Here is a 21,864-nt window from a genome sequence, read left to right as displayed (position 1 = left end):
CGAGGCGTGGTGTATGCAGGTGTTGTTCACGAAGGTCTGGTTTATGGAGGTCTTGTGGGAAAATCTGCCAAGTTGCCTAAAATCCGAATTCATCGCGCGCCGGTGCGGATTATGCACTGGTTAAACGTGCCCATTATCGGTGCGATGTTGATGAGTGGGTGGGAAATTTATAATGCGTCTCCGCTGTTTGGCTTCACTTTCCCTCCTGCGCTGACACTCGGGGGCTGGTTGGGCGGGGCGATTGCCTGGCATTTGGCGGTAATGTGGGCCTTGGTAGCCAATGGTCTGCTTTATCTGTTATGGGGACTGTGCAGCGGCCATTTTCGCCATGATTTTTTACCGGTGACGCCGCGTTCGTTGCTGGTGGATATCAAACTGGCGTTGACGCTGCGCTTAGAACACCGGCTTGGGCGCTATAACACGGTGCAAAAGGCGCTTTATCTGTTGGTGCTGCTATGTGGTCTGGTGCTGGTTTTGTCCGGTTTGTCGATTTGGAAACCAGTACAGCTATCCTATTTGGTAATGGTGTTTGGCGGGTTTGATCGGGCGCGTTATGTCCATTTTTTCGCCATGGCCGGCATCGGGCTGTTCATCATCGTGCATATGGCGATGGTGATAATGGTTCCCTCGACCTTGCTGCCAATGATCACCGGCTCCGCGAAGCCGAACGCTAAGCGTGGACGACAGGAAATCAATCATGACTGAGCTTGAAAAGAACCGCAGCAATGATCATCCGGCGGCACCACGAATCCAACTCCAACTGGAACCCGCGCAACAAAAGCAGTTGCATTGCTTGCAGCGCCGTTTGCTGTTGCGTTCCGGCCTGACGCTCGGTGCGTTGACCCTGCTTAGCGGCTGCAATATGCAAGACGGCGACCAGGTGGACAAAGTGCTTTGGGCTATGTCCCGCTGGAACGATCGGGTTCAGGGGTGGTTGTTCGGGGGTAGACGGTTGGCACAGACCTACGCGGCCGATCAGATAACCCATCCGTTTCCATTCAATGCCTTTTACCCAGAGGACAATGTGCCGGAGATTGATCTGTCGAGCTACCGTCTGGACGTCTCTGGCCGGGTTGCCGACAAACAACCCTGGACCCTGGAGAAACTGCGAGCGCTGCCACAACAAAGTCAGATTACCCGACTGATTTGCATTGAAGGCTGGAGCGCCATTGGTCAGTGGAGTGGCGTACCGCTAAGTACCTTTTTACAACGCATAGGCGCAGACCTTCACGCCGCATTTGTCGGTTTTCGCTGTGCCGATCGCTACTATTCGAGTATTGATATGGCCACCGCGCTGCATCCGCAGACCACGCTGGCATTGGACTTTAGCGGTAAAACTTTGCCGGATTCCTACGGTTTTCCGCTGCGTTTGCGCCTTCCCACCAAGCTGGGCTTTAAAAATGCCAAGCATATTGTCGCCATCTCGGTAAGCAACACCTATCCGGGAGGATATTGGGAAGATCAGGGGTATAACTGGTTCAGCGGTCTCTAACCTGGCATCTTATGCTACGCAAATGTAGTCTCGTCCTTGACGCTTGGCTTGATAAAGCGCAGGGGCGATACTTCTGAAAATGCTAAAGATAACCATCAATACCGAATCATCAAATCAACCCTTTGGTAGAAGGGCAGGTTTCGAAATCCTCTAGTTCAAAAGCGGTATTAATCACGCATTGCCCCGCTGTACTGATCGCGCAAATCGATACCTCAGTGGTTAATCTGGCTGTACAACCTAAGCATGGCGATGGTGATCTACGATCCTGGTGTGAACGATTTTTCACCACCTTGGGACATTTTTTATTCTTCGCGCGTTGGACAATAGGAGAATTCTGCCCATTCTCATCCTGTCATGTGTGATTTTTTGTTAAAACAACTTAACTTTGTATCTGTATGCTGGTTTGGCATCCTGCTGAACAGATAATTTTAAGGCGCTAACGATGAAACAACTCAGAATTTATACACTGAAAGATAAGAATACTGCGGAGACCTACTTTCATCACCACTGGCCCAAGCATCTGATAAGTCTACCTAAATTTGGTATATTTATTAACAACGTGTATCTTGGCACAGATGATCAGGCCAGTCAGGTTATCGCGATTGTCACTCTTCCTGACGGATGTGATCCCCATGCTTTGAATCAGGAATATATGCGTAGTGAGGAGTTCAAGGCTGATATGGAAGGATTTGACATATCAGGGATCATCCGTGTGGAAGAAATCAGTCTTGAAACCACGCTTTTTTGATATCTCGTGACAAGGGGATTTTGTTGAATAAATCGAACTTTTGGCCGCAATCAGGATCAGATCACTACATTCCTGATGATATCGCGGTATCCCTTGGCAAAAACAAAAGTTCAAAATCACTAACCGCATTTTTCCAGTTGTGGAGTGTATTCTCTTTGATATCAAGTTGCTGTGTTATACGGGCTACGGACTTGTCGCTTTCGAACAGTAATGTCACGGCTCGGCGCTTGAACTCCAGGGTATATTGTTGTCTTGCCATAGGGACCCTCGCTTTCGTTGACTGCTTTGAAAACAAGGTGGGCATTAAATCAAGGACAGATCAGTATCTGACAAGAAGGAAGTCTCCCCCTGTGGCCGGGTGGTTACACTGAATTAGCGAGCTATTAATCCATAGAAGAAGATGAAATGAAGACCTTTTACCAATAAAGTACAGTGTGAGACTGTACTTTAGTCTATCTATCATTCATTGATAAAAAACTTTATTGTTTCTGCACAAGAATAAAGTGTTTTGAATGTGAAAAAAAACTGATCCCGTTTAAAGGATCAGGTGCCATTTTGGCCAACACCAGGGAAAATTTTTACCATTATTACGAATAGTCAATAATCTGTCAATTTTAGTCTCACTTTGTGATAAACGAGTGAGACTCTTCCTACATACCTGCCGTTTTATAAATAAACTATATTGTTGTTATTTACCAGATAAAAATGCACATGCATTCAAACAATGATGGCCTTCAAAAAGAAAGAAATAACATAACACGCTAACGATTTTATTTAATTCAGTCTTGATAAAGTAGAATACTGACGTATTCAGATTGTCCAGTTTTCTTTTCTCTCTGGTATTTATTGATTGATGTTAGTTAGGCAGAATCGTGTATTATGATACAATCGTAATCAGTATATTACGCTCATTTTCACAGAATAAAATATCCGAGTAACTTTCTGATAGGCATTCATGCTTGTCAGACAATTATCCTACAGTAGGATCTTATGGTATACTATGACGATTGCGATATGTTTTTATCAAGGAGATAATTGGGTGTCTAATTCATTCTTTAATAATACGTCTATTAATATATCCATAAAAAACTATTTGGAGAAAAATTTAAAAGTATTTAACAATATCAAATACGCTTATGCCATAATGAATAAAAAGAATCCGAATGATTTCGCCATCATTTCCAACAGAATGGAATGGTTTGATTTTTATACTAAAAATAACCTTCAATTCATCGATCCCGTTCTGATCACGGCATCATGCTGTTTTACCCCCTTTTTATGGGATGAAAATATCATGATCAGCTCAGGATTAAAAATGCCCAAGATTTTTAATATGGCTAAAAACTATGATGTCATTAATGGGTATACCTTTGTACTTCACGACCACAATCACAACCTGGTTGTTCTATCTATCATCATGGACAAATCCTGCGATGATGATATAGAAAAGATAATAGTCGACAAGAAAAATGACCTGCAAATGTTGTTATTAACAACGCATGAAAAACTGATAACACTTTATCAAGAAATCAATGACACCCATCAGTTTAATAAAAAAAACCAAAAAGAAATACTTTCCAAACGTGAAAATGAAATACTTTACTGGGCAAGCATGGGGAAATCTTATCAAGAAATCGCCCTTATCTTGGGGATTAAACTCACCACAGTAAAATATCATGTGGGTAATGCTGTCAAAAAACTAGGTGTTACCAATGCCAAACATGCCATAAGGCTTGGGGTCGAGCTGAAACTGATCAGACCGATTCTCCCTGACGCAGAATGATAGTGGCCACGCGTTTAATGTGTTATTCAAGAGGGGTGATTTTTTGTTGATGTGTTTTATCAATAGATGCTGGTTATGCTCATCCACAGGCATATGGATCAGATAAATATTCTGATGCTTCTCTGAAAGCCCCTTTTCAACAATAGAAACTTGCCAACCGGAGCGTTGGAATATAATCAGCATCGGATGACTGACAATTGCGTAAATACCTTCATAGCCCAGACTTCTTGCATAATTAATCATCGATAAAAAAAGAAGTAAACTGATCGGGTGCTGTTGCAGGTGAAGTGCTCTAATGCGCTCTTTATCAATAAATAAACGGCTGGCTTCAATATGATTACCCTCCGGTAAATGCAACTGAGTAAAATAGGGTTTGAATGTATCGATTATCATGTTAGGGAATCTTGTTTCTATAAACCGCAAACTGCAAATAATACTCCCTTCATAAACACCAAAGATATACGTGGTGTTTTTATTATCATACACATCAAATTCCATGTTTTGTTCACAACTCACTCTCCAGTTAAGGCGATCTTTAAACGTTTTTTTTCTAAGCGAAAATAGCTCGGCTGATCTCTTTTGGGATAATGAATCATAATCTAAATCAAAAAAGTCTATCATTATAGCGTTCCCATAATAAAAATATATTTCAACGTTGTCATAGGGCACGGCGAGTAATTGTATCAGAGCCTATGTGACAAGTAAATTTAAAACCCATGACAAGATTATTTTCATAACGAGACTCATTTGAAATAAATAACTCCACTTCTTTATTCTTAGAACAAATAATAAAAAATTAAAATCAGAGATGAAATTTGGAAAAGAAAGCAATACTTCATTAACAATTTTCGGTAATGACTCCAATTAGTAGAACATATACTTTTCGATGAAGGCCCCGATGACCTTTTCATGCAACTGAATCGATCGTGATAAGCCGATTGTTTTACAGGCCCGGCGCTTTATGCGGGTTCGTAACGTCAGGTTGTTACGTTCAATACGTTGAGTAAATATTTTGCCCGTCAGATGCTTATCCTTCGGTACTTCCCGGCTATAACCTAATATCAGCTCGATGAGTCCGCCGGACAGCATCATATCGCCGCATAAAAGTACGTTCATAAACGGCACAACGGCGTGAAAACCGATATTAAAAAATTGGCTACCCAATAAAACAAGCGGCCAGAGCTGAGCAACTGACCGCAGAATTGATAAGTCATGCTAATGACCTGGTCTTAAGCGATGTAGTAGATATGTTTTTTTCCGTGGAATGGAGATATTTCGATCTTTGTCTCTACCCCGAACACATCCCAAAGCAGTGACTCAGTGAGGATCACCTGCGGGCTACCCGCAGCGACGATCTGGCCCTGTTGCATCACAATCAACGCGTCGCAGAACATGGAGGCATGGTTAAGGTCATGAATAGCTACAATGCTGGTCACTGGCAATTCGCTGACGAGTTTCATCAACTGTATCTGATGATGGATATCCAGATGGTTGGTCGGCTCATCAAGGAGGATTTCCGTCGGCGATTGTGCAATAGCCCGTGCAATGTGAACGCGCTGGCGCTCGCCACCCGATAAACTCAGCCACCCCTGTTCGCTTTTGCTAAGCATATCCACGCGCTGGAGCGCGGCGGTGACAGTATCGTCATCTTGCGGGCTCCAGTTAGAAAATGGGGAATGATGGGGAATTCTCCCCAGTTTCACCACATCGACAACGCGCATATTTGCTTCCGTCATGCCGTGCTGCTCAACAAACGCCACCCGGCGCGCCAGCTGTTTTTTGGCAATCCGAGCGATGTTTTGCCCGTCCAGCGTGACAGTACCCGAGTGGGGGCGTCGTAATCCAGCGAGGATCCGCAGAAGTGATGACTTACCACAGCCGTTAGGACCAATCAGCCCGACGGTTTCTCCACGCGAAACGCTCAGCGAGACATTGTTGACGATCGTCTTTTTACCCACCGTCCAGGTAATATTTTCAGCGGTGATACTCATCACTTATTCCTTGAGCGGTAGATAATAACGGCAAAGAACGGCACGCCAACCAGTGCGGTGACCACGCCGACCGGGAGACTTTGCGGGGCGATCAATAAGCGCGAAGCTATATCGGCCAATACCATCAAGATGGCACCTGCCAGTGCGCTGGCGATAAGCAACGTGCGATGCAACGGCCCAAAGAAGAAGCGCATGGCATGCGGAACGACCAAACCTACAAAACCGATGGAACCAGCCATGCTAACAATGGTGGCGGTGATCAGTGCAGTGGTAGTGAACAGGATCAGGCGAACCCAGGGAACGGAAATGCCCAGAGAGGCGGCCGCATCATCGCCAAAAGTAAAAGCATCCAACGCTCGAGCATAGTAAAGACACACGGCAAGCCCTACCAGCACGACTACCAGAACAAGTTGAAACTCAGGCCATCTCACGCCGCTGAAACTGCCCAATAACCAGAACATCACGTCACGCGCCTGCTGCGCGCTAGCGGATGTGCTAATGGTGTAAGCGGTAATAGCGTTGAAGAGCTGAGACGCAGCAACACCCGCCAGAATGGTGCGGTCATTACCGCCGCGTGCGCCATTGGTCAAAAAGGCGACAAATACAAAGGCAGAAAATGCCCCCGCAAATGCTCCAGCAGAGAGCGACACGGCACCCGTTCCGATGCCCAATACGACCACTGAAACCGCACCAGTTGAAGCGCCGGCAGAAACACCGAGCACATAAGGTTCTGCCAGTGCATTTTTCAGCAGACTTTGCAGTACCACACCGCAAATCGCCAACCCGGCACCGCAGCAGGCCGCAACAAGAGCTCGGCTCAGGCGAAAGTCCCAAATTACACTTTCGTAAATGCGGCTAAGGGGCACCTCTGTCAGTCCGAGTTTATTGCTTATGGCGTAGAACACGCTTCGCAGCGGGATAGACAATTCACCCACACTGACGCCAATCGCGATCACCAGGAATAACAGCGCTACTGAAAGAACACTCGACGTGCCTAGCAGGAACGTCTGTCTCATCGGCTGTGCCACAGAGGTCATTTATTTAGTCCCAGACTTCTGAGCTGTTCGCCGACTTGTTCAGCACCATAGATCGTGCGAATAGTTGGGTTCATCGCCTGACCGTCCATCACGACTATGTGACCTTTTTTCACCGCATCTAGCTGACTGACAGCAGGATCGGTTTTGAGGAATTTAATTTTTTCTTCCGCGTTATCGAGTGCCCAGCGATTACGGTCAAGGCTTGAAACGACAATCACGTCGGGATTCGCGGCAATGATGCTCTCCCAACCGACGGTTGGCCACTCTGTCTCTGAGGTGATGGCGTTATGGCCGCCTAACACATTGGCAATAAAACCGGAAGCACTGTTCTTGCCGCCAACATAGGCGTCAGAGGAGGGGGAAGCGCTGGAGAACCAAAAAACAAACGAAAGGTCTTTTTTGTTTTTTCCGAACTCCTGGCGAAGATTTGCTTCGCGTTTTTTAAAATCGGCAATTAACGCCCGGCCGCGATCTTCTACATTGAAGATTTTAGCGAAATCTTCAATCTCTTTATAAAGAAATGTCATGTTCCACAGTTTTTGGCGGCTACCGTACATATCGCCAATGTCTTTTTTGGTTGCACACATACCAGGAGACATGTAGCTATTTACGCCAACGGTGGCGAGATCTTCACGCTTGGCGACTTTACTTTCTGGGCCGAGCAGCAAAGGCAGTTGTGCGGGAACAAAATCAGGGTTTTGGGCAAGAATAGATTCAAGTGTCGGTATTTCCACCGTCAGCGTTTTGATTTTTGCATTCTGTTCAGCTAGTTGCGGCAGAACTTTAGTCGGCCAAAACGCGCTGGCGACCAACTTATCCTGCAACCCTAATAGCAGCAGAATTTCGACGGTATTTTGTCCCAGTGCGACAACGCGTTCAGGGGCTTTGGTAAACGTCTCTTTATATCCACAATTCTCAATCGTTAGCGGATACGTGGTTGCCCAAGCAGAACTGACTGAGGCGAACACCATTCCTAACACGCAGATGACTTTTTTCATTAAACACTACTCTTCAACGGAATGAATTTTAAATACGAAAGCGTAATGATAATGAAAATTATTTATTATGCGATAAAATTTACTGCTTAACCTATGTAAAATACGTATTAAATACACATCAACATTATGGAATTAAGCGGCAAAAAAACGCTTAAAGTAGGTATGATGCCGTGTATAACGAGACGGCGATTAAGGTTGCAGGATTTGCCCCATTAGTTGCGGATGATCGCAGCAGTCTGGTTAAAAACGACAAGCTTCCTGTTCATTGATACTGACTTGGACACCGAAATAATTGTAATTCCAGTGATGTATGCTACACCGGATAACATTTTTAGTATATCAGTCTTGGCTCTTTGTGCTTTACGAGATTTCCTTGTGCTATTCATAAACCGGCTGAACTGCCCTTGTTGGTTAAGCCTCCTGTGTTATTTGTGATGTCCGCTATATCTGGCACCGACCCTTTCGCAGGGAGCCTTGGTCGGCTAAGCGCGAGAAACTGTCATACATCCGCTGCTATACCATAGGCTGCCACTCTTTTTTGAGCAGCGCATAGACAAAGGTATCGTCGTATTTTTCTTCGCAATCTTCCGTCACAAACGAGACAAACTCTTTAAAACAGCCTTCCTGACGCATATGAAGGCGGGTACAAAGCCTCTGAGAGGCCAGATTGTAGTCTTCAACGTAGGCATAAAGGCGTCTGGCTTCTTTTTCAGAAAATAAATATTGAAACAGTGCCGCGACGGATTCAGTGGCATAACCCTGGCCTTCGTAACGTTGGTTAAAGTGCCAGCCCACTGACCAGGTATTCCGATCCGGCTCTTCACTGTTATCGGCAAAGAGATGGCCAATCAACCCGTCAGTCTCTTTAAGGCATACTGCAAACTGGCTGGCATCACGGGATCTTTTGTTGACCTCTTCTATTGCCTCTGCGAATGAACTGAGTTTCTCATCCTGAAAACAAGGTGTTCGGGGCGAAGACAGATAGTCGAAAAGCGCAGATGCGTCTTTGTCTTTGAATGCACGAATAATGAGTCGTGGCGTAGTCGTTAAGATCATGAAAACCTCATATTACCTAATGGGTGTTTTTGCTTCAGACTAAATTTCCCATTAATCATTTTCTTACTCCTCTTTTCTCCGTAAGCATGCAGTGTGCATTTCGGAGAAAAGAGGACTGTGGGGAGCACAAGCCTGGCTTGTGCTGGGGTGGCAAAGGACCCCAATGATGCACCATAGCATCACTCTTTTATCTCCTCTTTAATTTTCATCCTGCCATAAACAGTTTACTGCTGCCCTGTGTGCTCGGTTACGTCAGTCTTTCCCCGCAACCTTAAACACACAGGAGAACGTCATGCGCCAATCCCTCGGGCTCTGCGTGCTGCTACTGACCATTTCTGGCTTCAGCACGTTCCAGACGCAGGCTTTCGAAAAAGATGAGCTGGCTTTGGCGATGCGTCAGCTTGACCAGGTTCAGGCCGGTCTCGACAGAGCCCGTGTCGTGGCCAATCAGAATGGCCAGGATGCCCGTTTTTACTTCGACTACCTCAGTGCAACACGCGATATCACTACGATGAAACAAGGTATTGCACATTATCTGGAACCGTCCCGGGCTCAGCCTTCGGTGCCGATGTCAGTCACCGGTCAGTACCGTGAGGAGGGGCGCTAATGGCCATGACCAGTGCTCAGCAGTCAGGCTGGAGTGCCGGTGTAATCCCTCCGACTTTAGTACCACTGCCATTGAGAGTTTCCGGTCAGTTTTTGTCGTGCATAAATAACCGGCGGCAGATTTCCGAGTGAGCTGTGTGGCCGCTCTTTGTTATATTCTGTACGCCAGTTTTCTGTTAAATATTGTACCTCTGACAATGCTTTAAATAGATACATATCCAGCATTTCTGTTTTGTAACCGGCGATACCGCCAACCCAATACACTTTTCTGCCCGCCAGGCTGGCTTCAAGCGCCACACCAATCACGCTTGCAACGGTCCGACTGAGTACGGCCACGTGTTGTGACTTGTCCTCTGCCGACAAGCTCGCCACTACGTTGTCTTTGCCGCCGTTTCCGACCACGGACAGCGTTTCTCCCTGCCGTTTCAGCAGCATATTAGTGGCGCCCGAAGTTGGGCCAGGCCAGTTGATGGGACGTTTTACATTCCACATTGAATGGGAATTTTTGTTCTGCTTCATCCATGACCACCCGGTTATAGGCAAGATAGAGCACCCTGCTGTCAGGGTTCGCTAACGCGAACCGCACCAGTGTGGACGTTTCTCCGGTGCCGGCAAAAGCCTTAACCACCAGTTTGCTTCCAGACCAACCGATGATGGCGGACTGTTCAGGTGTATAACAATAAGACATCAACAGCACTCCGCAAAGCTTGACCGGCGCTTATGCTGCGCAGGTCAATACGACGAGCACCACAGAAAAACCTTTTTCCAGAAGAGAAAGTTTCCCATAGTCAGTCGTTTTCAGGTTGATAGACAGTTATCAACCCAGCATTGCTGGCGTCTATTAATGTAAAAGCAATGAGCAATATCGATACTTCAGAAGGCAATCCCAAAGCCAAAATACTGTTATTTGATTATGATTTTTATCAATTTTCCCTGGTGCCAAGAACAACAAAACTCAGGTGAATTTATTACGGGGTGTTTTGACGATTCACAAGAATTCGTTCAAGCGCGAAAAGTCCACCCTCAATGTTATGCGCATCCCTCCTCATCGTCAGGCACCCCCTACCAACTCTGAGTTGGAACTTCCTCTGGTGTTGTACGTGCTGGTATCACCTGAGCGTTATACTCATCTGAAAGAAAATGAGCATAACGCTCAGAAGCTTGAGCTCGTTCTCTCTGGCTTCCACACTCCGGCTTCTTTTTGTTAACTGAAATGACATTATGTCAATGAAATTGATACTTTTACGATTTATTTAATCATTGTGAGATATCATAACCCGCTCTTTTCATTGAAAAATACAACTTTGAGTATAAAATAATGACTGTTTTTTAAGCTGAATTTGGCCAAAGGTGGGAGATGGAAATCAACAATAAAAGTGCTCTGGGGGAAGTCATTGCCAAAGCTTTGGCGATGAGAGGTATTACAAAGCAAAAGCATATCAGCCACACCAGCCGTGTATTAAATATCACAACAGCTGTGGCACAAAAGAAGCTGACTGGGGCCTCGAACTGGGAAGTATCGCAACTGATTAGAGTAATTGACTCTATCGGTATGAAGATGAGCGACTTCTTCGACATATATAGCTATTCAGTAAATGAAGTACATACCGCGATCTGGAACGATGGAAAGACAAATGTTAAATGCAAAATATATTTAACAGATATCAATTCCAATGGCCCAACGGAGTACTCAGCTTTAAAAATCAACGACGAATGGGTTGTGTTCCGTACTGATGATATAAAAGATGACGTACTATTTGAGTCAAAGCGTAATATTGAAATTATTCAGCTATATCCTCATAAGCAAAATGTAAAAAAACACCGAATTGCAATTCTTGATGACGACAAGAACATAGTAGATAGTCTTCAGGAAATCATTGGCAGTTATGAATATGTTGTAGACCCATTCTATAGCATAGAATCATTAGAAGTGAGCCTGAAGAACAGCCCTTATGACGCCTATATACTGGATTGGGTTGTTGGGGCGAGAACCGTTTTTAACACAATAAAAGAAATAAGAAACTCAGAGAATAAAAATGCCATGATCCTGGTTCTTACTGGACAGCTACTAGGGATTGCTGATAGCGAAATCGCAAGTGCAATAAATGACTATGATATTACTGGTCCTCATGCAAAATCGATTAAAACCAGTGTTATAAAATCACTAATCAACAAGCATTTTCCTAAGTGAGTAATTATGAACAACAGTTTATTAACATATACTGGAAGCCTTTTACTTGATGGAAGGTATATTGTTTCTCCTTATGGGGTGAGTAAAGAGCAGCTATGTGGAGATATTTCCCCACTACGTATGCCAATGATCCACAATAACGCAATCACCAACATTTCGTTTGACTACTCAAAAATTAAAAGTCTGTCTGTCATCAATGGACTAGGTGTGACTCTGGGTGATTCTATAATCGGTATATCTGCACTGCATGCAATTAAAAATATAAATCCCAACATTGTTATCAGAGTCATTCGCCCGGAGAACTGCCCTAATTATGTTAATGAGATTTATACTCTAACGAACAATATAATAAATGAAATTCACTTCATGCCATTTGACATCACCAAGGCAGCGGAATCCGAACTAATAATAGACATAGGGAATCAACTATATTGGGAAGACTTTAACAAGTGGGAGATGCACGACTTCTTTTTAAGAAACCTTGGTCTCGAACATAACTTTATTCCTGTTGAGTTCAAAAGTAACTCATGGCTAAAAAATTCTACCCTTGATAATAACAACCTAGGTGAATATGTTCTGTTCTGCCCTCACGCAAGTACAAAAATAAGAAGTATACCGCAACAGTATCATAGAAAAATAATATCTGAATTAAGCGATAAATTTAAGGTTAAAGTCCTTGGGTTCAGTGATGTTCACCATAAAAATTATACTAACATTACTGAGTTATCAAAAAGCACTGCTTGCTTTGCATCTATAATAAAATATGCAAAATACCTCTATACATGTGACTCCGCAGCCTTACATATTGGCGCTGGTTTTAACATACCAACCACCTGTATTTTTACAACAGTGAAACCAGAGTTTCGTAGTCTATACTATACTCATTGCGAGTCTGTTTACATCGGAAATGATAAAACAGAAGGGATCCATAATAGTGAAGATGTAATTTTAGTTAATTCAATAAGTAAAGAATTTGAGATTTACTATGCGTAAGTTAAAATCACTGTCCACATTATTCATACTTACTTTATTATTTTCAGTCCCTTCTTTTGCAAAGATTGGGGATCTCTATATAGATGGCGACATAACCAATAAAAATCATGGCAGCGGATATTTGTTAACCATGGATGACTTTAATAAACTAAAAAAATCCCATATAAAAACAACTACATCCTGGACTGAGACTGGACACGTGGTGGATTTCGAAGGGGTAAAATTCAAGGATTTATTGACACTTGTCGGGGCTCATGGCAAAACGTTAAGAATGAGGGCACTGAATGACTACTGAGTCGACATTCCTTTATCTGACGTAGAGCAATACGATATTATTCTAGCAAACAAAATGGATGGCGTGGGTCTGAAGGTAAGAAACTTCGGTCCCTATTTCGTTATTTATCCTTTAGATAGATTTTTCGAAAAACTCAATAGCCCAATATATCAAGCTCGTTATATCTGGCAAGTAAATAGTATGACGGTAATAGAAAAATGAAGCTAAAACGGATCCTGATTCAGTACGTCGTCGTTTTTTTGATTCTAACCGGCGGTTTTGTGTGGATGTATGAACAGTATTTCTCCACAAGCCATAATATGAAATCGGCAGGCCCACAAGAAAACTATGCATGGGCAATAGCTAAATTCACGATCAGGCTGGCAGGATTTGATGCAAATATTGAGCGTCAGTTACGATTGGGGAACATTGATAAAGAAGAATTACAAACTGAGCTTGATCTTCTTTTTTCGAACTCTAATGTTTTACTTCATGAAAGTGTATCAACCAGATACTTATTTGAAGAGACTGGTTATGCTACAGCTGTAGAACAAATAAATGCTAACCTGGAAAATATCGATAACGAGTTAAATAAAAACACTCCTGACTACTCGATCATCCTTAAAAAAATTGAATTAATAGGGCAAGATAATAAAAAACTTGTTGTTATTTCAGATCATGCAGAAGTCAGACAGCGAAATATTATTCAACAGGACTATATCGATAAAGGAAACTCTATGAAGTTTCCAGTTGCGTCACTGTATTTCTTGTTTTTGTTGATGCTTTTCATCTCATATCGACAAGTAAAATCCATTAACAACCAATTAGAATCAGAAAAAAATCCTTTAACAACAAAAATGCTTTCCTTGGAGTGTTGGGTCACGAATTGAGAACTTCACTCCAGGCAATAATATCCTCGGTAGAGGTGATTACTCAGAAAGAAGATGGTACTGCATTCAATCACTTCGAACGTTTGGAAAATGCTGCCATGAAAATGGAACGTCAAATGAAAGACCTTGCTGAATTTGCCAAGGTTGATAACGGTAACGTCGAAATAAAAAGCTCATCATTCAACTTACATAAGCTTGTGCATGACACCGTCGAACAAAGCATTTCCATACTGAACAAGAACGATGTCAATGTAAGCTTGGAAAAAGTTTCAGATGTATATATAAAAAGTGATCCTTCCAGAGTCATGCAAATCATAGAAAACATTGTCACCAATGCCATAAAGTACACCGAAAATGGTAACGTGCAGATAAATGCTATTGTTCACGAAAAGTCTAAACTGGTTATTAAGGTCGAAGATACGGGTCAGGGTATCCCGAACGATAAAATAGACGCCATATTCTCTCCGTTTGTACGGGTCGAAAACGACAACAAAGTGCCCGGTTTTGGGATGGGGTTGGCTATCGTCCATGGTGTTGTTAAAGCCATGAAAGGGACTATTGATGTGAAAAGTGACATTGGTAAAGGAACTGTGTTTACCGTTTCATTACCCATTGAGCTGTCAACGCCTGCAGAGATTGAAATTATCACCGATATCGATGACAAACCTTTTTCAGCTAAGGGGATTAGTATATTAATTATCGATGATAATGAAATGGCATGCGAATCCTTAGTGTCAATTCTTCAGCATGACTTTTCAGTTGAGTATACAACGTATCCAGAAAGAGCATTGGAGAAATTATATCGTAAATCGTTTGACCTTGTTTTAAGTGATCTACAAATGCCTATCATTTCCCCGAAGCATCCGGCCCCCGTAACGCCATTGTTGCCGCCATCGCTTCCAGCTCGCGCCGACTGGCGTGAAAATTACGGCTAAACCTTGCCCATCTTGCAATTCCGCACATGGATACTTCTCCCAAAAAGAAACGTGATGCTCTGGAAAATCCGCACTACAACCGCACTACGGCCTGTTTATACCGATTCAAAATCAAAGCGGCGGATGAAACAGTCTCTAGGCATATTCACCGCAAACTGTATGCAATCGATTAGGGACTCCGAAGTCAGTCGATCCTTTGAGGTACGAGAAACCTGCCCGTCGCCGACGAGTGGATCGCTGTTGTCAAATTTGGGCGGGTACAGGGAAATCACGCGGATCCCCTCTTCACGCAGGCGCAGGGACAGAGTTTCTGCCATACGCCCCTGCCCGGCTTTGGCGGCATAAAAGGCGGCATGGCCTTCACAGTCATGGGTGAGGGGGTGAGCGGAAGAAGAAATAATGTTCACGATATCCGGCCGCTCAGATTGGCGTAACAGTGGCAGGAAATGTTTAATCATCAATACCGTGCCCGCCGTGCAGGACATGATGACGTTGGTAATTTCCTCATCACTGGCGGCATCAAGTTCCTGACCTTCCGCCCACGGGCTGCCGTTGTTAATCAGCACATCCACGTGACCAAACTTATTTTCAACGGCCTGCGCAAATGCCCGGATGCTGGCAGGATCCGATAAATCACAGGCAAAAGCGTGCACGCGGGTGCAGCCACACGTCTGAAGCTCGTAACGCACTTTTTCGGCCGCTTCGATATTGCGCGCTGAAAGTAGCACCTCTGCCCCAGATTTCGCATAGCGAATTGCCAGAGAACGCCCCATTTCACGGCCCGCACCGGTGATAACTACACGCAAATTAGCATTGGACATAACATTGATTCCTGTTATTAAAAGTAAATTGTATTAGCCCGATAAAACAATTTTTCGGTTAGTTAATTTGGTAAACCTGTTCCCCAATATCCTCGGGGATGATGTTGAAATAGCCTTCATTGCACTCTGAAAGTACGTGAGAACTTGCGATAAAACCTTTCCGATCGTGCTTCCAGCCGTCAAAATCCAGACCAAGCAGCTTGAGAATATATTCGCTGCCCTCCGGCATAATTGGCTGGGCAAGAGTGGCAAATTGCTTTATGGCCCAAAAATTAAAGGCAAAAGTGGTGCGTTGATAATCGCGCAGCGCCGGTTGGGTTTCATATTTTGTGTGCGTTAAAGAATTTTTGCGTTAACCGCCTGTAAGTATTCCGGTAACCAGAACCATCCACTTTTAGATCTTTTTCTGCATACTCATCTGCGGATGGTGCTATGTGTAAGGCTCAATGTAAATGCATTGAATTCCCTTCAAATCCCCCAAAACATAAGATTAATAGCATCCTTGATCTCATCTGAGCATTTGCTGAGATCTGCAATCACTTCACCAATCACCTCAACAGGAACGTTCGATAGTTCAGTCGTCATCAGCCGGTAATCTTCGCTGTCGATGCGGATCAGAGGAAACAGCGTTTTATTCACTTTATCAGACAGATGATGCGATTCGATAAGCGGGATGACCATCCGTCGTTTTGGCGTCTCGACAATATCGCTTTGCACATCGACAAACATTTTGTAGTGACTGGTACGTTTGTATTGATAAACAATGAATTGCATGATCACCAGTTCCTGTTTTCATCCGCAAAGGATCCATTCTGCGTGATAAACCGGGCGACTTCTTCCATCCCTTCGCGGTTTTCTTTCTTCCACGCTTCGGCTTTGATGCGGCGGGCTTCTTTGCCAATGACATCATTCACCAGACCAGAAATATTGACTCCGGCAGCACTCAGAACCTGATAATTGTCTTTGTCCACGGTAACGCTGACGCGGTGTTTCATGATAGTGATCCTCTATTATGCATACTACGAGTATATACCCCACATGGTTGTTCAGCAATTAGCCACAATTCAACGTCAACGCCTCCAACTCCTCAAACGTATAAACCCGAAAAACATTCCGGTGCTTCGCTTCCAGCGGGATGTGCTGATGATTCACAATGATGTGCTTGATGCTATTGAACAGCAGCTCAATCGCGCGTTTCATCTGCGGATTGGGCACGATCGGGCGTCGGTTAATACAGCGTAATTCAGAGACGGGAGCATAATTTCGTCTCCTCAAACAGTTTAACGTGGAGACAGTAAAACAGGTGAATTGCAATGGGCTTACCTGAAGTGGCAGGTAAATATTTGTCTTGTCTGTTTTTCATAAATATTCTCCCTCAAATGTTTTTAGCGACTCTCTAATTTAAGGTTGATCCATTCGTCAATTTCAGATTCGAGCCAGGCCACGCTAAATAGCTGATCCTAATATCGCTACACTTTTGCCTGACCGTGCTTCCTGCCTGGGAATGGGCTTACCGTTTTCATAAAGTGGCGTACCTTATTCAGTAATTGACAGCTATGATTCCGGGTTATCGTGTCGTGTAATGCTTGCCATAACCGTTCAACGTGGTTCACCCATGGAGAGTAGACTGGTTGATAAATAACAATAAATTTTGGGTTCTTCTTCAGCCACCGAAGCGTTTCACGACTTTTATGGATGATGTAGTTATCAACGACCAGTGTGATCGTTTTTGCCCGCCGGTACGTGCTTTTTAGATGTTTTAACAAGCTGATAAATAACCCCGAGTTTTTATTGCTGCTGCCGACGTAACTGACTTTTCCTGTGCCGCTGTGCAACGCCCCAGCCAGATAATATTTTTCGTTTTTCCCCGGCGTAGCAACTCGTTTTTGTTGACCACGCAGTTGCCAGTCAGCACCTATTTTGGGGTTGAGATGGATATCGACCTCATCCTCGTAAAACACAGGATGTTCGACGCTACACTCGCTTAGCGCTTCGGCGATAGCGGCCATTTTCTCTTCTTTATGCGGATCGCGAATGCGCAACGTGGGGGCCGCTCTTCGCCAGACTATTCCAGCAGAGGGAAGCCATCGGCGAACGGTTGAAGCATGCAAACGGCACCCGGTTATCTCATTGATTTTTATTGCTAACAGTTCAGTACTCCAACGAGAACGTTGATAACCAAAATCGCTCGGAGAATGCTTAATCAGCTGACGCAATAGCGTACAAATATGCTCAAACGGCCAGCATCGCCCACGGCCTGAAGGTAAAGATTTTAGGCCTTCGAGGCCATAAAGAGTGAACCAGTTAATCCAGCGACCTAACGATGACCGCGCACAACAAAGTGTTCTGGCGACATGACTGACCGTGTCACCACGGTGAAGCATCAGCATGGCGGTGAGTCTGCGTGCGTAGTTTTTGTCGTCTGTTTTATGAATAGTTTTTTGCATCAGACATCTTTCGATATCGGGTATCGGTGCTATGATCGGCATAACTCAGTCCGGTTGGTGGTTTGGGATATTCAGCGATTGATCAGATCGCTTAAATCGGACTGAGTTCCCTTCTGGTGATCTATTATTTGGAACAGCTATTTAGAGAGTTTGGGCTCCGCAAGGATTGAGGGAAACCACACGACGCTTGCCGACTATGTGGAAAGCAAAGTCGAAGGAACACAGAGTTCGACGGATCAGCTCAAAGAAATCAACAATATTGAAGCTGCGATGGAATTCATCGACGAGCATCTAAATAATGGTGATGAGATAACGGAATATTTTATCCGCGAGCTACATAGTCTGGCGGTTGTCGGGTTGCAACAGGAAGGTGATAAAACGCCCGGTGCCTATCGACAACATAACGTCAGCATCGCTCAGTCTGACCATTTGCCGCCGGATCACATCCGCGTCCCTGACTATATGTCAGAATTAACTGCCTTTATTAACCGTGCTGATAAACCAAAATATGATCTGATGAAGATTGCGCTGGTGCATCACCGTTTTGGCTGGATACATCCATTCGGTAACGGTAATGGCAGAACGGTCAGACTGCTGACCTATGCGTTATTGATCAAGTATGGTTTTAATGTTCAGGCAGGTGGTCGGGTTCTTAATCCGACAGCGGTATTTTGTAATGATCGCGAGCACTATTACGCCATGCTGTCGTTAGCGGATAAAGGAACTGAGCAGGGCTTAGAAGAATGGTGTTTATATGTACTTTCGGGAATTTCATCTGAGTTGAAGAAAGTCGATCAACTGACAAATCATGCTTTTTTGAGTACAAAAATACTGTATCCGGCGATCGACTTTTCATCTGAAAGAGGGCTAATAAACCCGTTGGAATCTAAAGTACTGAAACGCGCTGTCGAGCTAGGGACGATAAAAGCGGGTGATCTCCGTACCGCCTTACCTGACCTAAAACCAGCGCAGGTGACTTATCAACTTGGCAAGTTGATCGATCGGGGACTGCTCCAGCCAGTGGAAGAGGGGGCGCGTTCCTATACGGCGAAGTTTTCTAACTCATATCTGATTCGTGGGGTGATTAAGGCCCTGCGGGAGGAAGGGTTTATTCCTGATTTGTGATTTCGGTGTTGGGTGTTTTCGCTAGACGTAATGGTATTCGGTCTAGTTTGTATTTTTTTATTAATGTCTATTACGAATCGACACTCAAGATAAAAAATAAACGAAACTGAAAACATGAGAAGGCAGGAGATATCTGAATAAATTGCTCCGTCAGAACACCCGTAGCGCTTCAACGACCAATGAGAATGCCGGGGAAGGTTGTTTGCGACTAGGGTAATACAGGTAGTAGCCAGGAAATGGCCTGCACCATTGCTCCAGCACGCGAACCAGACGACCGTCTTCAATATGTGTTCCAAACTCTTCTTCTGGCAAAAAAGCAATCCCGAGCCCTGCAAGCGCCGCATCAACAATATGTTCAGATGTATTGAAAATGAGCTGTCCGCTGACGCGCACATTAAGATTTCCTTCATCCTGATCAAAATCCCAGACATATAACCCGCCAGACCTGATCATGCGTTGATTTATGCACAGGTGTCGCGTCAATTCATGGGGTGTATTGGGGACAGGATAACGCGAAAAATAGTCTGGAGATGCCACTGCGGCCATACGCAATTTAGGGCCGATGGGTACCGCTATCATATCTTTATCAATTGTGTCACCCAGTCGAACGCCCGCATCAAAACGGTCTGTCACAATGTCGCGAAAACCATGGTTCGCGTCGAACTCGATATTAATATCCGGGTACTCACGCAACAGTGGTGCCAGCTTTGGCAGCAGCGTACTGTGCAAAACATCTGGCCCGCAGGTGATGCGGACCGTACCTGCCGGCTTATCGCGCAGGTCGGTCAGCATATCCAGTTCAGCTTCAATTTCATCAATACGATTGCCTATAGCCAGTAGCAATCGTTCTCCGGCGGAAGTCGGCGACACGCTCCGGGTGGTGCGCGTCAGCAGGCGAATTTGCATACGCTCTTCAAGTGCGGAAATCGCCTGACTGAGAGCAGGTTGAGTGACACCCAACTGTGCAGCGGCGCGGGTAAAACTGCTTTCACGAGCGACCGTGACAAAATAAAGCAGGTCGTTTAGGTTGCGTTTCATCAGGTATGCCCCGTTCTATTAATAAGCATTAGTTATAAAGCCATTAAGTATTCATTAGCTAGTAATAATGCACCCGGCGTGTAAAATTTCCAGCAAGAGATTATTAAGCGATGGCGGATAAACGCTGTTGTCCTTTTCATCTTTCTTTCACTTTTCATTTTCTGACGTTATTCCTGCGAATAGCGTTCGGCCCCGGCTTACCTGAAAACTGCCGGAGATTATTCGGAGTTAGCAATTTATGCCCAGATCGTCGAGTGGCACACCACTACACAAAGAGCGTGCGTACTGGAGCGGTGTATTCGCCATGACGTTGTGCGTATTTGCGCTAGTTGCTTCGGAATTTATGCCTGTCAGCCTGCTGACGCCTATATCAGGAGATTTAGGCGTCAGTGAGGGACTGGTTGGTCAGGGGATCGCTATTTCCGGCGTGTTTGCGGTATTGACGAGTCTCTCCATTTCTACACTGGCCTGGGCTCTCAATCGCAAGGTATTGCTGTTGGGTATGACTGCGTTGATGGCGTTTTCCGGAGCCATTATCGCGTTAGCGCCTAGTTATTTGATTTACATGACTGGCCGTGCCCTGATTGGTATTGCTATTGGTGGGTTCTGGTCGCTGTCTGCCGCCACGGCTATTCGCCTGGTTCCACAGCATCGGGTTCCTCGTGCATTGGCTATTTTTAACGGTGGTAACGCGTTGGCAACCGTTATAGCCGCACCACTTGGCAGTTATCTGGGTTCTGTCATCGGCTGGCGAGGTGCATTCTTTTGTATCGTTCCGGTCGCGGTAATTGCCTTTATCTGGCAGTGGTTCAGCCTGCCTGCAATGACAACGGATAAAGACGGTAAGCGTACCGGCACTGTTTTTCGTCTTTTTGCTAACCCGCTTGTGACAGTTGGCCTTATGGCCTGCGGATTGTTCTTTATGGGCCAGTTTTCTTTGTTTACCTATCTGCGTCCGTTCCTTGAGACGGTAACGCAGGTGGATATCACCACGCTGTCGCTCATTTTGCTGACCATCGGTGTAGCTGGCTTTATTGGTACCCTGGTGATTGGCGCATTTTTGAAATCCGCCTTTTATCTCACGCTTATCACCATCCCATTGCTGATGGCCGCAATAGCCGGAGCTCTGATCGCTTTTGGTCACAGTATATGGATTGTTGCATCGCTGCTTGGTTTATGGGGGTTAATCGCCACTGCTGCACCGACCGGTTGGTGGACATGGGTCGCCAGAACACTGCCGGAGGATGCGGAAGCTGGCGGTGGTCTGATGGTTGCCATAGTGCAACTGTCAATCGCACTGGGATCCACCCTCGGTGGTTTAGCATTTGACCATAGCGGCTATCAAAGCACTTTCACCATCAGCGTCATTTTATTAGTGATAGCGGCTATCCTGGCTTTATTGACGTCACGTAAAGATATTTACCAAACCAACTAAGGAT

23 protein-coding genes and 4 pseudogenes are annotated in these 21,864 nt (G+C 44.8%); 12 read left to right on the top strand and 15 right to left on the bottom strand.

All coding sequences use genetic code 11. The features are described 5' to 3' along the window. Positions 1 to 72 precede the first annotated feature (72 nt). The 3 genes from CWC46_RS20400 (at position 73) to CWC46_RS20390 (ending at position 2,240) form a co-directional block, all read left to right on the top strand. Positions 73 to 705, top strand: coding sequence for a cytochrome b/b6 domain-containing protein (locus CWC46_RS20400; RefSeq protein ID WP_037381242.1), 633 nt, complete (start codon positions 73 to 75; stop codon positions 703 to 705). Next, positions 698 to 1,492 carry a molybdopterin-dependent oxidoreductase gene (locus CWC46_RS20395; RefSeq protein ID WP_021014698.1) on the top strand — a complete coding sequence of 265 codons (795 nt, stop codon included), beginning with the start codon at positions 698 to 700 and terminating at the stop codon, positions 1,490 to 1,492. Before CWC46_RS20400 ends, CWC46_RS20395 begins: the two co-directional genes overlap by 8 nt. Before the next feature lie 442 nt (positions 1,493 to 1,934). Then, a complete protein-coding gene (locus CWC46_RS20390; protein ID WP_021014699.1) occupies positions 1,935 to 2,240 on the top strand; it encodes a hypothetical protein in 306 nt (101 codons plus the stop codon). Between the two features lie 64 nt (positions 2,241 to 2,304). On the opposite strand, the gene CWC46_RS23720 is transcribed toward CWC46_RS20390, so the two are convergent. Beyond that, positions 2,305 to 2,499 (bottom strand): transposase, encoded by a 195-nt coding sequence (locus CWC46_RS23720; protein ID WP_021014700.1) that lies wholly within the window; start codon positions 2,497 to 2,499, stop codon positions 2,305 to 2,307. 780 nt (positions 2,500 to 3,279) lie between these two features. Here CWC46_RS23720 and CWC46_RS20375 point away from each other — a divergent pair. Further along, a complete protein-coding gene (locus CWC46_RS20375) occupies positions 3,280 to 4,023 on the top strand; it encodes a helix-turn-helix transcriptional regulator (RefSeq protein WP_037380641.1) in 744 nt (247 codons plus the stop codon). Here the strand turns inward: CWC46_RS20375 and CWC46_RS20370 are convergent. The 6 genes and pseudogenes from CWC46_RS20370 to CWC46_RS20340 form a co-directional block, all read right to left on the bottom strand. Continuing rightward, positions 3,940 to 4,644, bottom strand: a complete 705-nt coding sequence (locus CWC46_RS20370; RefSeq protein WP_021014702.1) for an acyl-homoserine-lactone synthase — start codon at positions 4,642 to 4,644, stop codon at positions 3,940 to 3,942. The genes CWC46_RS20375 and CWC46_RS20370 overlap by 84 nt on opposite strands. 243 nt (positions 4,645 to 4,887) lie before the next feature. Then, positions 4,888 to 5,076 (bottom strand): annotated as a pseudogene (locus CWC46_RS20365) (IS1 family transposase); the annotation flags it as partial. 176 nt (positions 5,077 to 5,252) lie between these two features. Then, positions 5,253 to 6,014, bottom strand: a complete 762-nt coding sequence (eitC, locus tag CWC46_RS20355; RefSeq protein WP_021014704.1) for a siderophore ABC transporter ATP-binding protein EitC — start codon at positions 6,012 to 6,014, stop codon at positions 5,253 to 5,255. Then, on the bottom strand, positions 6,014 to 7,030 hold the full coding sequence (locus tag CWC46_RS20350) for a FecCD family ABC transporter permease (protein WP_237160196.1): 1,017 nt from the start codon (positions 7,028 to 7,030) through the stop codon (positions 6,014 to 6,016). Before CWC46_RS20350 ends, eitC begins: the two co-directional genes overlap by 1 nt. 17 nt (positions 7,031 to 7,047) lie before the next feature. Next, positions 7,048 to 8,049 carry a siderophore ABC transporter substrate-binding protein EitA gene (eitA, locus tag CWC46_RS20345; RefSeq protein WP_021014706.1) on the bottom strand — a complete coding sequence of 334 codons (1,002 nt, stop codon included), beginning with the start codon at positions 8,047 to 8,049 and terminating at the stop codon, positions 7,048 to 7,050. Between the two features lie 513 nt (positions 8,050 to 8,562). Then, positions 8,563 to 9,105: a GNAT family N-acetyltransferase gene (locus CWC46_RS20340; RefSeq protein WP_021014707.1), complete on the bottom strand. Its 543-nt coding sequence runs from the start codon at positions 9,103 to 9,105 to the stop codon at positions 8,563 to 8,565. 292 nt (positions 9,106 to 9,397) lie between these two features. Between CWC46_RS20340 and CWC46_RS20335 the strand changes: the two genes are divergently transcribed. Further along, on the top strand, positions 9,398 to 9,712 hold the full coding sequence (locus CWC46_RS20335; protein WP_021014708.1) for an integrative conjugative element protein, RAQPRD family: 315 nt from the start codon (positions 9,398 to 9,400) through the stop codon (positions 9,710 to 9,712). A gap of 56 nt (positions 9,713 to 9,768) precedes the next feature. On the opposite strand, the pseudogene CWC46_RS23035 reads toward CWC46_RS20335, so the two are convergent. Together CWC46_RS23035 and CWC46_RS23400 are read right to left on the bottom strand one after the other, a co-directional pair. Further along, positions 9,769 to 9,945, bottom strand: a pseudogene (locus CWC46_RS23035) (integrase core domain-containing protein); the annotation flags it as partial. 202 nt (positions 9,946 to 10,147) lie between these two features. Further along, on the bottom strand, positions 10,148 to 10,399 hold the full coding sequence (locus tag CWC46_RS23400; protein ID WP_021014710.1) for a hypothetical protein: 252 nt from the start codon (positions 10,397 to 10,399) through the stop codon (positions 10,148 to 10,150). Positions 10,400 to 11,068: 669 nt separating this feature from the next. Between CWC46_RS23400 and CWC46_RS20325 the strand changes: the two genes are divergently transcribed. From CWC46_RS20325 to CWC46_RS23385, 5 genes are all read left to right on the top strand, one after another. Continuing rightward, a complete protein-coding gene (locus tag CWC46_RS20325; RefSeq protein ID WP_021014711.1) occupies positions 11,069 to 11,902 on the top strand; it encodes a helix-turn-helix domain-containing protein in 834 nt (277 codons plus the stop codon). A 6-nt stretch (positions 11,903 to 11,908) separates the two neighbouring features. Then, complete coding sequence (locus CWC46_RS20320) at positions 11,909 to 12,895, top strand: glycosyltransferase family 9 protein (protein WP_021014712.1); 987 nt, start codon at positions 11,909 to 11,911, stop codon at positions 12,893 to 12,895. Further along, a complete protein-coding gene (locus tag CWC46_RS23395) occupies positions 12,888 to 13,190 on the top strand; it encodes a hypothetical protein (protein ID WP_021014713.1) in 303 nt (100 codons plus the stop codon). Before CWC46_RS20320 ends, CWC46_RS23395 begins: the two co-directional genes overlap by 8 nt. Before the next feature lie 197 nt (positions 13,191 to 13,387). After that, positions 13,388 to 14,059 carry a hypothetical protein gene (locus tag CWC46_RS23390; RefSeq protein ID WP_021014714.1) on the top strand — a complete coding sequence of 224 codons (672 nt, stop codon included), beginning with the start codon at positions 13,388 to 13,390 and terminating at the stop codon, positions 14,057 to 14,059. After that, entirely contained in the window at positions 14,056 to 14,994 is a 939-nt protein-coding gene (locus CWC46_RS23385; RefSeq protein ID WP_237160195.1) for an ATP-binding protein, read from the top strand. The genes CWC46_RS23390 and CWC46_RS23385 overlap by 4 nt, the downstream gene beginning before the upstream one ends. Before the next feature lie 95 nt (positions 14,995 to 15,089). On the opposite strand, the gene CWC46_RS20305 is transcribed toward CWC46_RS23385, so the two are convergent. The 5 genes and pseudogenes from CWC46_RS20305 to CWC46_RS20285 all read right to left on the bottom strand — a co-directional run bounded on the left by CWC46_RS20305 (position 15,090) and on the right by CWC46_RS20285 (position 18,304). Further along, a complete protein-coding gene (locus CWC46_RS20305; protein WP_021014716.1) occupies positions 15,090 to 15,815 on the bottom strand; it encodes an SDR family oxidoreductase in 726 nt (241 codons plus the stop codon). A gap of 468 nt (positions 15,816 to 16,283) precedes the next feature. Beyond that, the gene (gene ccdB / locus CWC46_RS20300) at positions 16,284 to 16,589 is read right to left on the bottom strand and encodes a type II toxin-antitoxin system toxin CcdB (protein WP_021014717.1); all 306 of its coding nucleotides are present in this window, start codon (positions 16,587 to 16,589) and stop codon (positions 16,284 to 16,286) included. 2 nt (positions 16,590 to 16,591) lie between these two features. Further along, positions 16,592 to 16,810 carry a type II toxin-antitoxin system antitoxin CcdA gene (ccdA, locus tag CWC46_RS20295; RefSeq protein WP_021014718.1) on the bottom strand — a complete coding sequence of 73 codons (219 nt, stop codon included), beginning with the start codon at positions 16,808 to 16,810 and terminating at the stop codon, positions 16,592 to 16,594. A 58-nt stretch (positions 16,811 to 16,868) separates the two neighbouring features. Further along, a pseudogene (locus CWC46_RS23380) lies at positions 16,869 to 17,033 on the bottom strand (MobC family replication-relaxation protein); the annotation flags it as partial. 251 nt (positions 17,034 to 17,284) lie between these two features. Then, on the bottom strand, positions 17,285 to 18,304 hold the full coding sequence (locus tag CWC46_RS20285; protein ID WP_021014721.1) for an IS630 family transposase: 1,020 nt from the start codon (positions 18,302 to 18,304) through the stop codon (positions 17,285 to 17,287). 99 nt (positions 18,305 to 18,403) lie between these two features. Between CWC46_RS20285 and CWC46_RS20275 the strand changes: the two are divergent. Continuing rightward, positions 18,404 to 19,387, top strand: a pseudogene (locus tag CWC46_RS20275) (Fic family protein); the annotation flags it as partial. A 150-nt stretch (positions 19,388 to 19,537) separates the two neighbouring features. Here the strand turns inward: CWC46_RS20275 and CWC46_RS20270 are convergent. Further along, the gene (locus CWC46_RS20270) at positions 19,538 to 20,425 is read right to left on the bottom strand and encodes a LysR substrate-binding domain-containing protein (protein WP_021014723.1); all 888 of its coding nucleotides are present in this window, start codon (positions 20,423 to 20,425) and stop codon (positions 19,538 to 19,540) included. A 238-nt stretch (positions 20,426 to 20,663) separates the two neighbouring features. On the opposite strand from CWC46_RS20270, the gene CWC46_RS20265 reads away from it, so the two are divergent. Next, positions 20,664 to 21,860 carry an MFS transporter gene (locus CWC46_RS20265; RefSeq protein ID WP_021014724.1) on the top strand — a complete coding sequence of 399 codons (1,197 nt, stop codon included), beginning with the start codon at positions 20,664 to 20,666 and terminating at the stop codon, positions 21,858 to 21,860. Positions 21,861 to 21,864 lie beyond the last annotated feature (4 nt).

Source organism: Prodigiosinella confusarubida (assembly GCF_002847015.1).
In the GTDB taxonomy this organism is placed as follows: domain Bacteria; phylum Pseudomonadota; class Gammaproteobacteria; order Enterobacterales; family Enterobacteriaceae; genus Prodigiosinella; species Prodigiosinella aquatilis.
This window is presented reverse-complemented; position numbering and strand designations above follow the sequence as displayed.

Bases quoted from the DNA above. Each gene is read 5' to 3' on its own strand.
- eitC (WP_021014704.1), bottom strand. From the start codon at position 6,014: ATGAGTATCACCGCTGAAAATATTACCTGGACGGTGGGTAAAAAGACG.
- ccdA (WP_021014718.1), bottom strand. From the start codon at position 16,810: ATGAAACACCGCGTCAGCGTTACCGTGGACAAAGACAATTATCAGGTT.
- CWC46_RS20270 (WP_021014723.1), bottom strand. From the start codon at position 20,425: ATGAAACGCAACCTAAACGACCTGCTTTATTTTGTCACGGTCGCTCGT.
- CWC46_RS20320 (WP_021014712.1), top strand. From the start codon at position 11,909: ATGAACAACAGTTTATTAACATATACTGGAAGCCTTTTACTTGATGGA.
- CWC46_RS20305 (WP_021014716.1), bottom strand. From the start codon at position 15,815: ATGTCCAATGCTAATTTGCGTGTAGTTATCACCGGTGCGGGCCGTGAA.
- CWC46_RS23390 (WP_021014714.1), top strand. From the start codon at position 13,388: ATGAAGCTAAAACGGATCCTGATTCAGTACGTCGTCGTTTTTTTGATT.
- CWC46_RS20340 (WP_021014707.1), bottom strand. From the start codon at position 9,105: ATGATCTTAACGACTACGCCACGACTCATTATTCGTGCATTCAAAGAC.
- CWC46_RS20335 (WP_021014708.1), top strand. From the start codon at position 9,398: ATGCGCCAATCCCTCGGGCTCTGCGTGCTGCTACTGACCATTTCTGGC.
- CWC46_RS20325 (WP_021014711.1), top strand. From the start codon at position 11,069: ATGGAAATCAACAATAAAAGTGCTCTGGGGGAAGTCATTGCCAAAGCT.
- ccdB (WP_021014717.1), bottom strand. From the start codon at position 16,589: ATGCAATTCATTGTTTATCAATACAAACGTACCAGTCACTACAAAATG.
- CWC46_RS20390 (WP_021014699.1), top strand. From the start codon at position 1,935: ATGAAACAACTCAGAATTTATACACTGAAAGATAAGAATACTGCGGAG.
- CWC46_RS23720 (WP_021014700.1), bottom strand. From the start codon at position 2,499: ATGGCAAGACAACAATATACCCTGGAGTTCAAGCGCCGAGCCGTGACA.
- eitA (WP_021014706.1), bottom strand. From the start codon at position 8,049: ATGAAAAAAGTCATCTGCGTGTTAGGAATGGTGTTCGCCTCAGTCAGT.
- CWC46_RS23400 (WP_021014710.1), bottom strand. From the start codon at position 10,399: ATGTCTTATTGTTATACACCTGAACAGTCCGCCATCATCGGTTGGTCT.
- CWC46_RS20265 (WP_021014724.1), top strand. From the start codon at position 20,664: ATGCCCAGATCGTCGAGTGGCACACCACTACACAAAGAGCGTGCGTAC.
- CWC46_RS23395 (WP_021014713.1), top strand. From the start codon at position 12,888: ATGCGTAAGTTAAAATCACTGTCCACATTATTCATACTTACTTTATTA.
- CWC46_RS20395 (WP_021014698.1), top strand. From the start codon at position 698: ATGACTGAGCTTGAAAAGAACCGCAGCAATGATCATCCGGCGGCACCA.
- CWC46_RS20285 (WP_021014721.1), bottom strand. From the start codon at position 18,304: ATGCCGATCATAGCACCGATACCCGATATCGAAAGATGTCTGATGCAA.
- CWC46_RS20350 (WP_237160196.1), bottom strand. From the start codon at position 7,030: ATGAGACAGACGTTCCTGCTAGGCACGTCGAGTGTTCTTTCAGTAGCG.
- CWC46_RS20370 (WP_021014702.1), bottom strand. From the start codon at position 4,644: ATGATAGACTTTTTTGATTTAGATTATGATTCATTATCCCAAAAGAGA.